13 protein-coding genes are annotated in these 12,627 nt (G+C 43.5%); 10 read left to right on the top strand and 3 right to left on the bottom strand.

The annotated features are described in order from the left end of the window. A partial coding sequence (locus tag A3757_RS10615) for an HlyC/CorC family transporter (protein ID WP_068739581.1) occupies window positions 1–696 on the bottom strand: 696 nt, incomplete at its 3' end. A 19-nt stretch (window positions 697–715) separates the two neighbouring features. Continuing rightward, on the bottom strand, window positions 716–1,234 hold the full coding sequence (ybeY, locus tag A3757_RS10610) for an rRNA maturation RNase YbeY (RefSeq protein ID WP_068506684.1): 519 nt from the start codon (window positions 1,232–1,234) through the stop codon (window positions 716–718). A gap of 244 nt (window positions 1,235–1,478) precedes the next feature. Here ybeY and A3757_RS10605 point away from each other — a divergent pair, with 244 nt between their 5' ends. Continuing rightward, window positions 1,479–1,757 (top strand): hypothetical protein, encoded by a 279-nt coding sequence (locus A3757_RS10605; RefSeq protein WP_068553444.1) that lies wholly within the window; start codon window positions 1,479–1,481, stop codon window positions 1,755–1,757. Window positions 1,758–1,772: 15 nt separating this feature from the next. Further along, window positions 1,773–3,653: a TonB-dependent receptor gene (locus A3757_RS10600; RefSeq protein WP_068638133.1), complete on the top strand. Its 1,881-nt coding sequence runs from the start codon at window positions 1,773–1,775 to the stop codon at window positions 3,651–3,653. Between the two features lie 91 nt (window positions 3,654–3,744). Here the strand turns inward: A3757_RS10600 and A3757_RS10595 are convergent, their stop codons facing one another. After that, complete coding sequence (locus A3757_RS10595) at window positions 3,745–4,623, bottom strand: prephenate dehydratase (RefSeq protein WP_068506680.1); 879 nt, start codon at window positions 4,621–4,623, stop codon at window positions 3,745–3,747. A gap of 180 nt (window positions 4,624–4,803) precedes the next feature. On the opposite strand from A3757_RS10595, the gene A3757_RS10590 reads away from it, so the two are divergent. The 8 genes from A3757_RS10590 to A3757_RS10555 form a co-directional block, all read left to right on the top strand. After that, the gene (locus A3757_RS10590; protein WP_068553749.1) at window positions 4,804–5,517 is read left to right on the top strand and encodes a transposase; all 714 of its coding nucleotides are present in this window, start codon (window positions 4,804–4,806) and stop codon (window positions 5,515–5,517) included. Window positions 5,518–5,740: 223 nt separating this feature from the next. Beyond that, the gene (locus A3757_RS10585; protein ID WP_068506675.1) at window positions 5,741–6,667 is read left to right on the top strand and encodes an ABC transporter ATP-binding protein; all 927 of its coding nucleotides are present in this window, start codon (window positions 5,741–5,743) and stop codon (window positions 6,665–6,667) included. Then, window positions 6,664–7,425 carry an ABC transporter permease gene (locus A3757_RS10580; protein WP_068506671.1) on the top strand — a complete coding sequence of 254 codons (762 nt, stop codon included), beginning with the start codon at window positions 6,664–6,666 and terminating at the stop codon, window positions 7,423–7,425. Before A3757_RS10585 ends, A3757_RS10580 begins: the two co-directional genes overlap by 4 nt. Window positions 7,426–7,731: 306 nt before the next feature. Continuing rightward, window positions 7,732–8,571 (top strand): hypothetical protein, encoded by an 840-nt coding sequence (locus A3757_RS10575; protein ID WP_068739579.1) that lies wholly within the window; start codon window positions 7,732–7,734, stop codon window positions 8,569–8,571. Then, the gene (locus A3757_RS10570; protein ID WP_068506668.1) at window positions 8,555–9,064 is read left to right on the top strand and encodes an endonuclease V; all 510 of its coding nucleotides are present in this window, start codon (window positions 8,555–8,557) and stop codon (window positions 9,062–9,064) included. Before A3757_RS10575 ends, A3757_RS10570 begins: the two co-directional genes overlap by 17 nt. A gap of 62 nt (window positions 9,065–9,126) precedes the next feature. Further along, entirely contained in the window at window positions 9,127–10,707 is a 1,581-nt protein-coding gene (locus A3757_RS10565) for an AAA family ATPase (RefSeq protein ID WP_068506664.1), read from the top strand. 11 nt (window positions 10,708–10,718) lie between these two features. After that, on the top strand, window positions 10,719–11,753 hold the full coding sequence (locus A3757_RS10560) for a hypothetical protein (protein ID WP_068554091.1): 1,035 nt from the start codon (window positions 10,719–10,721) through the stop codon (window positions 11,751–11,753). Next, window positions 11,750–12,627, top strand: an 878-nt coding sequence (locus tag A3757_RS10555; RefSeq protein ID WP_197469997.1) for a hypothetical protein, incomplete at its 3' end; no start/stop codon positions are given. The genes A3757_RS10560 and A3757_RS10555, both read left to right, overlap by 4 nt.

Genomic DNA, 12,627 nt, shown 5'->3' with positions numbered 1-12,627 from the left:
ATCAATAGGGGTGATGGCCTTTACGTTATACTCGCCATCAGTAAGAGGCTTAATTAACGCTTCGTCATCGATGTCGTGCTCATCTTCGATCTCGCCCACGATCTGCTCAAGAATATCTTCAATCGTTACAAGCCCGGCAATACCGCCATACTCATCGGCAACAATTGCCATATGATTACGGTTTTGCTTAAACTCCTTAAGAAGCTGATTTAATCGCTTGCTCTCAGGTACAACCGTCGCTGGCCGTAAAGCCTCAGAAATCTTGTTTTTGCTAAGTTGTCCTTTTATCGCTAGGGGCAGTAAATCTTTAGCAAGCAAAATACCGATAATATCGTCAGTTGACTCGCCAATAACCGGAAAACGTGAGTGAGCAGACTCGATAATGCTATGCATATACTCTTCAGGCTCAAGCGTCGCGCGTACGGTAATCATCTGGGAGCGGGGAATCATCACTTCGCGAACTTGCATGTCGGTGACTTGCATCGCGCCTTCGATAATACTGAGCGAGTCAGCATCGAGAACGTTTCGGTCTTCTGCGGTACGGAGAATATCCATAATATCGCGCAGCGACGCAGGCTCATCTGAAAAAGCCTGGGTGAGTTTTTCAAACCAGCCTTTTGAACTATTTTTATGTTCTTGCTTGGCTTTACTATGGCCTGACTGGCTACTCGGAGGTTTTGAGTTATCTTCGTTCATAAACGTTTTCTAGCGAATCCTATGCTGTATCGTGGTTTGCAATAGTATCATCTTCGACGATCTCAGTGTAAGGGTCTGGAAAGCCAAGTTCAGCCAGAATTTTCACCTCAAGCGCCTCCATCATATCTGCTTCATCGTCCTCGATATGGTCGTAGCCCTGCAGGTGCAAAGTGCCATGAACCACCATATGAGCCCAGTGAGCTATTTCTTGCTTCGACTGTTCCGCTGCTTCCTTTGCTACCACAGGGGCACAGATTACCAAATCGCCCAAAAGGTTAAGCTCAATCTCGGCTGGCGCTTCGAAAGGAAAAGACAAAACATTAGTGGGTTTATCTTTGCCGCGATACTGGCTATTCAATGATTGGCTTTCTTCCTTGTCGACAATACGAACGGTAAGCTCATATTCTTGTTCGTGCTTTTTCCTATCATGAAGTGAGGCTTTAAGAGCGGCATCAACCCATAAACTCAGTTGGGAAAGCGTTGGGATATGAGGGTGTTCAGAAGCTTCCTGAAGGTCGATCGCGGCGATAGCAGTCATAAATCCGTTTTTCGCAGAAAATAGAAAATAATATTGGGGAAACGAAGTGCTACGTTAACACAGAATTTCCATCAGTGGGACAAAAATAGTAGTGAGTATTCTAGAGCGCTTTGAGGCTGGTATTTTTACGGATCTATCCTATAGTCAAAAGACTATAAATAGTATAAAAAAGCGAGCTACGAAATAATGATATCTACTGGATGTCCAGTACGTAGTCGCGAAAAAATCTAAGAGAATAGTTTAAATGTCTCGCAAGCCGATTTTTACCTCATCTTCCATTCTACTTTGCTCTATATTGTCAGCGACGGCTTGGGCCGATGGACACTCGCCGACAGAAGCAAAGCAGCCATTAAAACTAAAGGATGTGACGGTAACGGGGACCAAAGAAGGCGAGGTGAAGCTCCAAGAAGTACCGGCAGCAATTTCGGCCTACACCGAAGAAGATATGAGCGATGCTGGTATTGGAAATATCAAAGACCTGCGTATGCAAACGCCGGGGTTGAACCTTACACATAATGGCTAGTCTGCACGGCTCTACATGCGTGGTATTGGTAGTAACCTGGACTTTATTGGTTCAGACCCAAGTGTCACCGTTCACGTCGATGGTGTTTACCAATCTAGAACAACCTCAATTCTTGAAGACTTTCTCGACGTTGAACGAGTCGAAATACTGCGTGGGCCACAAGGTACTTTGTATGGTCGAAACTCTACCGGCGGTACGATTAACCTGATCACTAAAAAACCAGAAGCGGAGTCTAGCGGTAAGCTATTCGCAGAAGTTGGCTCGTATAGTTTTCGCAGCGTAGGCGGCATGATAAACGGCACAATTTCTGAGGATAAGGTTCTAGGCCGTTTAGCTGTTGTTAAGACCGATCACGATCCTTACGTCAAGAATACTGCTGCAACAGGTGTTGATGGTTTATTGGATGACGACTCTTTAGCGACTCGCGGGGCATTGCGCTTTTTGCTCGATGACAAAAGCGAGTTAGTGTTAAGGGCAGATTATTCAGATATTGATAGGAATCCAGCGGCTTATAAGACGACGCTTGTGAACTCGGATGGTGCAGCAGGTACATTAGCAGCAGGAGCAATAGTTCCTAGTGATCCATGGTCGGTTAATGTCAATGATGTTGACCCCTATACAGAAAGCAAAAACTATGGCGCCTCAATCGAGTATACGCGAAAAATATCTCCTGAATTAACCTTGGTTTCTCTGACAGGGTATAGAGACCTAGATCTCAAGTTAAAGGAAGATACAGATGGTAGCGATGTGGTGTATCTGGTGACAGAGTATGAAGAGCAGCAGAATATGCTCTCGGAAGAACTGCGTCTTCAATATCAAGGTGACAGGCTAAAATGGGTGGCAGGTGCATATTATTTGCAAGAAGAGCATGAATCTGACACTGCCATTAACTCTACAATTGTTGTCGTAGACTCCAAAAACGAAACACAGGCGTATGCGCTCTTTGGGCAAGGAACCTACTCAATAACGGATCGGCTGAATACAACTCTGGGTTTGCGTTACAGCAGTGAAGAAAAAGAATTTGACAATGTGTATGATCACGCAGATCCTACATTAGATTTTTCTGCGTCGCCCTCTAATTCTTGGGACTCATGGAGCCCATCGTTCTCGCTTGATTATACATATGATTCTGGAACGATGGTGTATAGCAGTGTCAAACGCGGTTTCAAAAGCGGCGGTTACAACATGACGGATGCTTCGCCAGAGTATTCTCCCGAGAAGGTTTGGTCCTACGAAATAGGTAGTAAGTTCCAGCTATTAGATAAAAAACTACATTCAAACATAGCTTTATTTTATAGCGACTATCAGGACTTGCAGGTATCAGAGTTTACAAGTCCAGGTGTATTGAATGTTTCTAATGCTGCAGAAGCGAATATTTTTGGACTTGAGATTGAAAATAAGTGGATGCCAACCTATAACCTGGCGATAGAAATGAATTATGCGTTTTTGAATGCAGAATATGATAATTATATCATTCCGCCAGTTGTAAACGCTGATAGCTCGATTGCTCAGCCTGAACAGGATGCTTCTGGGGATGATATGGTTGCATCTCCAGCTCATAAAGTTAGTTTGGCTGGCCAGTACTTTCATGACTTGCCAAGTGGTACGTTAAGTTACCGCTTGGAGTATGCGTGGCAGGATGAGCAGTACTTTACTGCGCCGAACCATGAAACCTCTTATCAGGGGGCTTATGCTTTAGTGAATGCGAGGTTCGGTTATGAGAGTGCAGATGAAATGTGGGAAGCAGAAGTTTACGTTGAAAACCTAACGAATAAAGCGTATTCAACTTCCACTCGAGAGTTTCCTGGTAGCCCTTTAAGCCTGGATAGTGTCGGTGTAACCAAAGACATCAACCCACCAAGAACCTTTGGTTTGCGTTTAGTTCGCAACTTCTAAACGTAATGAAATCAAAAAAAGCCTCATATGAGGCTTTTTGTATGTATGGGAATAATCCGAAGTAGACAAGGCGGGGCCGCCTACAAAAATCTCACACAAACTCATGCTTCCGACGATACTTATGCGCCGGATACGAACCCAATATCCGTACCTCCTTCGCGAAAAAGTTCAATTCTTCCAAAGCATTCTGAAGCGCTTGCTGACGATAATGTCCATCGACATCAATATGAAAATGACTCGCTTCCATGGTTCCACCATCCATATAGCTCTCAAGCTTGATCATATTGACACCGTTGGTGGCAAAACCACCGAGAGCCTTATACAAAGCCGCCGGTATATTTCTGACCGAAAACAACAAGCTCGAAATATAATGCTGCTTCGGATCATAGTCGGCATCAATAGCTTGCTTAGCCAAAACAATAAAGCGCGTCGTGTTGCCGCCCACATCCTGAAAGCTCTCTGCGATCACATCTAGCCCATACAGCTCTGCCGCCAAAGTAGAAGCTATCGCGCCATGGCTACCGTAAACCGATTGCGCATCTTTCTTAGACGCCAAGTCCTTAGCAGACAAAGCCGTATCCATCGCCACTAAAGGGGTGATCTTTAAAGCTTCCAAACGATGAAAGCACTGCGCCAAAGCTTGAGGATGAGAAGACACTGTCTTAATCGCCTCAAGTTGAGTTCCGGGTAGGGCAAGCAAGCAATGATTCACCGGCTCAAAGTGCTCGGCAATAATGCTCAAATGCGTATTGGGTAATAAACGATAAATCTCCTCAACACGCCCGGCGGTCGAATTCTCAAGCGGGATCATCGCATAGTCAGCCTGGCCTTGTTCCACCAGCTGAATAGCGCTTTGAAAGTTCTCGCAAGCGAGGGCACGATGATCAGGAAAGACCTTCTTACAGGCCAAGTGCGAATAAGCACCCTCAATTCCCTGATAAGCAACAGTAATCTGTGTAGGAGTGTTCATGGTAATAACTGCTTGTATAAATTCGAATGCTGGGATTATAAAGAATAATCAGAGCTAGTGTATCTTTTTCAACGGAGTCAGACTCGATTGAAAACCAATCGAGTCTGACTCCGTTGAAAAGAAGCTGCTGAAAAGTTAGTGTAGATTTAGTGTTCAACGCCAGAAGACAGGGAGGTCAATATGGCGAGATTACCCCGGTTTGTGATTCCAGGCCATCCGCAGCGCGTGATTATTAGAGGTAATAACCGTGAAGCGATTTTTCATCAAAATGACGATTATTTGTTCTATCTAGATAAACTGAATGACGCGTGTCGAGCATACTCTTGTGAAGTACATGCTTATGTCTTGATGACCAATCACGTACATTTGCTGATTACACCTCAAGTGGAAGACGGCATATCAAAAACAATACAGAATATTGGGCGTTACTATGTTCAGTACTTTAATAAAAAGTACCGCCGAACGGGTACGTTGTGGGAAGGGCGTTATAAAGCGTCTCTTATTGACTCAGCTCTCTATTTACTAACTTGCTATCGATATATCGAGCTAAATCCTGTTCGGGCCAATATGGTGGCCCACCCATCTAATTACCCTTGGTCTAGTTATCGTGTTAATGCTTTGGGAGCACAAAGCGAGCTAATCTCACCTCATTTCGAATACTTGTCTTTATCCGTATCGCCAGAAAAAAGACGGTCGATATATCGTTCTCTATTTACGTACGAGATAAAAGAACAGACGCTTGAAGAGATTCGCACAGTAACAAATAAGGCATGGGTACTGGGAAGTGAGCAATTCAAGTCTCAAATTGAAGCGCAGACCGGTAGGGCAAGTCACCCGAGAAAGACGGGCGGTGATCGTAGGTCGAAGGTTTTCAAAGGGGTCAGACTCGATTGAAAATCAATCGAGTCTGACCCCTTTGAAAAAGGCTAGGCCGCCTTAAGATCATAACTCTGCGGATAAAGCTTGTTCGCTTCAGCTTCTTCCAAATCCCTTTGTATTGCAGCAGCGGTATTCTTCAGTACGTTGAGCCCAAATTTCTGAATTCCATTTATGAGCATAGTCAGGCACAAGCAAAATCGTTTAACGTACTGTTATAGAAATTAGGGTATGCAAAATCATGACTCCCATTATTCAAATCGAAAACTTGTCTAAGGTTTATGCTGGTGGTTTTCAAGCGCTCAGTGGTATTAACCTTACAATAGAAAAATCTGAAATCATTGCTTTACTCGGTCCGAACGGGGCCGGTAAGACGACCTTAATCAGTACCATTTGCGGTATAGTCAATCCATCTTCCGGCACCGTGACTGTCGACGGTGAGGATATTATCAAAGGCTACCGCCATACGCGTGAAATGATTGGTCTGGTTCCACAAGAGTTAACGACTGACTCATTTGAGACTGTATGGGATACCGTGACGTTTAGTCGAGGCTTATTTGGTAAAGCGCCTAACACGGCTTATATCGAGAAGACGCTAAAAGACTTATCACTGTGGGATAAGAAAGATAACCGTATTATGGAGTTGTCAGGTGGTATGAAGCGCCGTGTGTTGATAGCCAAAGCGCTGTCGCATGAACCCAAGATTTTATTCTTGGATGAGCCGACAGCTGGGGTTGATGTTGAGCTGCGAAAAGATATGTGGGAGTTGGTCCGTAAGCTTCGAGAAAAGGGGGTCACGATTATCCTCACCACACACTATATTGAGGAAGCAGAAGAAATTGCTGACCGTATTGGTGTGATCAATAATGGTCAATTAGTCTTGGTTGAAGAGAAGACAGAATTGATGCGTAAGTTAGGGAAGAAGCAATTAACCCTCGACCTGAAGACCGAGCTATCTAGTTTGCCAACGAGCCTAAAAGGTTTCGATCTAGTGCTGAATAATAATGGCCTGCAACTTGTTTATACCTACGACACGCTAGAAGATCATACGGGTATTGCGACCTTGCTCCAGCACTTGTCTGAAGAGGGGATTCAGTTTAAAGATTTAAAGACTGACCAGAGCTCATTAGAAGATATCTTTGTATCGCTTGTTAAGGAGTCCGCATGAACCGTCACGCAGTTGCCGCGATTTATAAGTTTGAAATGGCCCGTACAAAGCGAACCATTTTCCAGAGCATTGTCTCGCCAGTTATCTCTACCTCTTTGTATTTTGTCGTCTTTGGTTCTGCGATTGGCTCGAGGATTAATGAAGTGGACGGAGTTAGCTATGGGGCCTTTATCGTACCAGGCTTGATTATGCTTTCTTTGTTAACGCAGAGTATTTCTAACGCTTCATTTGGAATTTATTTTCCTAAGTTTAGCGGCACCATTTATGAGCTACTTTCTGCACCTGTTTCATACTTCGAAGCCTTGCTTGGCTACGTGGGGGCCGCAGCAACGAAGTCGATCATACTTGCCTTGATTATTCTCGCAACGGCGAGCCTGTTTGTACCGCTACAAATAGCGCATCCGGTTTGGATGATGGTCTTCCTTGTGATGACGGCCATTACCTTCAGCTTGTTCGGTTTTATTATCGGCATCTGGGCCGATAACTTTGAGAAGCTTCAGGTGATTCCTTTACTGGTGATTACGCCTTTAGTGTTTTTGGGCGGTACTTTTTACTCTGTCAACATGCTGCCGCAGATCTGGCAGACCATCACTTTATTCAACCCTGTTTTGTATTTGGTAAGCGGCTTTCGCTGGAGTTTTTACGAGATTTCAGACGTCAGCATGGTAGCAAGTCTGGCGGCTATTAGTGGCTTTCTGCTTCTGTGTATTGTTGGCGTATGGTGGATATTTAGGACGGGGTATCAGTTGAAGAAATAGCTAAATGATTAGGGTCAGCGTCAAAAATGACTTTTTTCGCTGATCCTAATTTGATCAATCATGTATCGAAGGAATAAAAACGAAGACAAAAGTCCTCTGAAACCCTTATTCCTCGGTAGCCTAAAAAAAGGGTTTGAGAGAATAAAAACGAAGACAAATATAAGTTATTGATAAATATAATTAATTGCTCATATTTAAGATGTTTTCATTTTGGTCTTATTCGTTCCCATGTTTTCTGATTTTCAGCCCCTCATTTCTAGTGAATTATGATATCTTGATGTTTTTAGTCGCGGCGATTGATTCATAATGTTCTCAGTGTTTAGAAATAAGACGGACCTTCCGAGCAATCTTGAGTTCGAACAAATAATACTTGAACTCCCAGAAGAACAGCGCTCAATAGATAGAGATAAAACAGACCTGATTATCGGCGTACCACAGACCGAACATAATGGTTATAAAGTGTTGGACGGTATTCCCAGGGAATGTACTTCTGTTTCAATTTTGCTTGGAGGAAAAAGTTTTCATATTTTGGAAGCTCTTGTTAAGTCTGGCTTACCTCAACAGCTCCGTTCAATATGTATAGGTCACTGCGACTATACTCCTCCTGGATCTTCATTTAATTATGAAAAAGCTATAGAAATCTTGTCTGGAACTAGCTTTCCTCTTTTAGAGCATCTGTCACTAGGTATTGATGAATTGTATTGTAATCGTGATGGTTGGGCTCCAAGTTTACTTGGCGATTTAACAAGCTTACTTGAGAGTCTACATTCAGTCGAATCACTCGTTATTCATGGTAATTTTAGACTAGATAGGCCAATACTTTTCAAAAGACTGCGCAATCTTGAAATCATAACGAGTGATGGCGAACCGTTAACCTCTAAGACTCATGACAATCTATTGACGTCCGGTTTTAGCGTATTGGAAGATGCTTGGTTGAGCCTAGGGGGAAGTAATATTAGCAGCTACACTTTTCCAGATATTTTTATAAATGCAGAAAATCTGCCTCATATCAAAAGACTCGAGATCGATGGGATGTATAGCTGCGGCCAGCTAAAAAGGTTTAGAGAAAGCAAACTGTGCAACAAATCGGGTATCAAAGTTTTTAGTGAAGAGTTGGAAGAAAATCTTAATGATTCTAGCTGTTGACGTTGACTATAAAAACGATACGGGATTAATCGGTGGTGTTATTTTTGATGATTGGACTGATAAAGAACCGACGATTGAGGTTGTTAGCAAAGTTCAGTCTGTTGAAGATTACACTCCCGGTGAGTTTTATAAGCGAGAGCTGCCTTGTATTCTCGAACTAATAAATGAGCACTCGCTAAAACCAGATGTTATCGTTGTTGATGGGTATGTATTCTTAGATGGAGAGAAAAGACCTGGCCTTGGTAAACATCTTTATGATGCTTTAGGTGGTAGCATTCCGGTTGTCGGTGTCGCTAAAAATCGATTCAAGAGTATCGGTTCAAATTATGAAGTATACAGAGGTAAGAGCGACAAACCGCTGTATGTGACTGCGGCTGGATTGGATATTGAAATTGCTAAGCAACAAATAATAAACATGGATGGTGGTTTTCGCTTTCCGACGCTATTGAAACGTGTAGATAAGCTTTGTCGGGCTTGGGATAGTTCAAGCTGAACCTTAATAACGAAAAATATAATTTAGATATTTGATTCTTGGTTGAATCAAGAGAACTATTAATGAGTAAATTCAATTTATTTGGCCGCTTATCGGCCTCACCAACCAAACCAAAGGCACACTCCAAAGCTAAGTCTTTCGATGTTTCAGATTTGTATGATGGGCCTTTTGGTTCAGGTGAAAGTGACGCTCAAGAAACTAGCACGGGACTAGATGAAAAGCTTAGGCAGGCTTACTTTTGGATCGTTAATAACGCGATAATCAGTCCTCACTATGATATCGAATATAATGATCAGTCTCCGCAACAGTTTAGGGCGGGAGACAGTCACAGTACGCTAAACCTCCCAACTGAACAGTCTTACTCAAGCTTTATCTTATTGCCACTCCTCACGTTCGCTACTCAAAGTAAATGCCTTTTCATTGGCGGACCAGGCCGGGGTAAAACGGCTAGTGCAATCTTGATGGGTATCATGGGCGGTTATACGACAAAAGAAGTTAAACGAGCCATGCAACATGGCCATCCGCAGATGACAGTGGCTGATTTGCTGGGTAATCCCTTGCCATCGGATCTGGCCTCGGCCGAAGCGATCGAAGACATCCGCATATCGTGGCGGAAATGGCTTGGAATGCGCGTAAAAATAGTCGATGAATACAACCGTATCCCTACACGAACGCAAAGCGCTTTGCTGACTGTGATGGGAGACAACTACGCAGAACTCTACAACCAGGTCTTTGAATGTCCTGATGCGGCCTGGTATTTAACTGCAAATGATGATCAGGGTGGCGGAACCTACCAGGTGATCGAAGCCTTAAAAGATCGTATTGATGTCGTTGTCCAAGCTTTGTCATTTAACCCTAGATTTCTGAATCAGTTGCTTCTACGTATTGAAGAAGGTGTAAAGCCAGAAGATATGGTTCCACCTCAGATCATTTTCACCGAAGATGAGATCTCAGACATGTCGCTAGCGATACGCAATATCACAGTACCTGCAGGGATTCGGCGCAGAATAGAGTTCTTTACGAGTCACTTTGAGTATTCGGAGTATTCTGCCTCTCAGTTTGAATATAAAACAAAGGACACGTCACGATTATCAGGCGTCAAATCACATGTGTTAGCGTCTATTGATAATGGTCGTGATCGTCTAAAAGATCTTGGTTGTCAGACCCTAAACGGAATCTCAGTTCGTTCTTTGATGTCACTACTACAGTTTGCTAAAGCTCTCGCGTTTTTTAGGGGTAATGACACGGTTGAGTTAAACGATGTAAGGCAAGTACTCCCATTCGTTTTTCATTCCCGGCTTTTTGCTGACATGGATTCACCGTTTTTCGAACTGTCTGAGAATACTTTTTATCGAAGCGATAAGATCGGCTGGTTGCGTCACCTCTTTGATTCTTCATGTAGGGAATTCGATAAACTTAACTTGGATAAGAATGACCCTGTAGAAGAGTTGTCGAATGAGTTTGAAGAAGGTCTTGATGGCTTAACTGCAAAGCAAGCTAAAAAACGAATCAATCGTATTGAGACGGAAATAGCGAAACTCGTAGAGGGCAAGAAAATGTATGGGCACATCTACGAGGATGTCGTAAAACTTAAATATTTGCATCAGCGCTATACGAACTATCTCAAGTGGCTTGAGTCATAGGGGCTTGTTCAATGAAGTCAGCGGCGCTCAAGGCATATTTCCAAGCTGAAAGAGACACTTGTAATCAAATGGTTGCGAGCGTCAGACATCAGTACCCAAATTTAAATCTAGATGACTTTAATTGGTTTTTGACCGAATGCTTAGATCCAGTAGTCCTGACCTTAGATGGTCAGAGTAACCAAATTACGTTTCATGTAGCTCATGCGGGTTTCAAGTATGGACTAGAACTGGCCAGTTTTAATTGGTTGAAATCAGAGTCTAAAAAAGCGCTGCTATTCAAAGTCTGGAATAGCCTATATCCAAAGGTTGATTCTCTTCTTACGGAAAGCCCGGGTGCACTATTTGCTGGAACAAGTAATTCGTTAAGCAATATTTTGGCTTTTGGTGAAGAGAAACCGAATGCCTGGCTTGATCTGATGATTAAGTCTTGTGATGTAATCAACTCAATCGAACAGTTCAAGATAACGGGCGTTGTTTGTGCTTGGTTGGCGGGATTGGCTCAGTACAGAGAAATAGCGCTGAACAAAATTAATGAGCTACCAGACGAAGTATCCAGAAAACTATTTAAGCTCTCTGACAGTCATGATCTCAATTTTCATTTTGACCAATTAAATGCGAGTAGATGGTTCAAACCTCAACACATAAAGGCCAGTACATCCGGCACGGAGATTCATGAAAAATACCGGGTTGGCCAATGCAGTATTGTTGGTGGGGATTTCCCCTTACCACCCAAGATCTTCGTTGAAGGTGACCAACTGTATGTTCTTTCTGACACGCATATTTGGAGACTCTATGCCGATTCATTTGGGGCGACACTCATTCCCAGCGAGAATCTACAACTTGAAGATCTAAAACAAATAGATCAACAGATAAGTTACAACCCAAAACTCATATCGCTCGGCCGTTTCAGCGACCTTACAGATATCAATTCGGTCGCACAACTTGACGATACACTCGTATTTACCTCGCCGGAGACTTTCTCAGTCATCATTACTGAGTGTTCGGGATCTGCGGTCTTGAATACAAGTAAAGGTCGCTCATCATGATAACCGACGAGTCGCTTTTAGAGCGTTGGCAGTCATCCTGGAGTGAAGCGCTTGCTTTGTGGAGTCGCTATACACAATTAAGAAACCCACTTTTATGTGAGACGCATCTAGAAGCTTCAAAACAGGGCTTATCTGGTAGCTTTGCCATGATCCGTTTGAATGATCAGGCTGTCGTAGTTGATTTAGAAGCGATCACCAAATACAAGCTTCAAGACTATGCAGTTGAAGTGCTTGCTCACGAGATTGGTCACCATATTCTTTCGCCAGCAACACTCACAGATCATGCCCGTATGATAGCGAGAATCCATGTCTGCCTTCCTACGTTAGAGAACCAGGCAGGTATGGTCGCCAACCTGTATTCAGACCTACTAATTAACAACCATCTCCAGCGTCAGTTTGGCCTCAGAATGGACGAGGTCTACAAGCGAATAGATCAAGGGGGATCGAATAGCCGAGTATGGCATCTTTACATGCGTATCTATGAGCATCTATGGCAGCTTAAATCGGGCTCTCTAGGAGGGCAGTCGGATTCTGATGCCATGGAGGGAGATGCATGGTTGGGTGCGAGAATTATAAAGGTCTATGCAGAGGATTGGCTTAAGGGGGCGTCTAGATTTGCGTCCCTCTTATTGCCTTACTTGGCTGAAGAAAAAAATACGGCAGATCAGATAGCCAAGTTAATGGATACAAAACATGCTGGAGCCGGGCAGTTTCCTTCCGGCTTGATCAATAAGGATCAGGGTGAAATGGATAATATTCACCCATCAATGGATCCAGATTTGATCGGCGATGCGAGCGCAAATGAGGCAGGAGCAAGGGAATCTAACCTAGGTGAAAGCTCACAATCAGATGGCAATGGCCAGTATCGTGAACC

Source organism: Oleiphilus sp. HI0117, from assembly GCF_001635235.1.
This window is presented reverse-complemented; position numbering and strand designations above follow the sequence as displayed.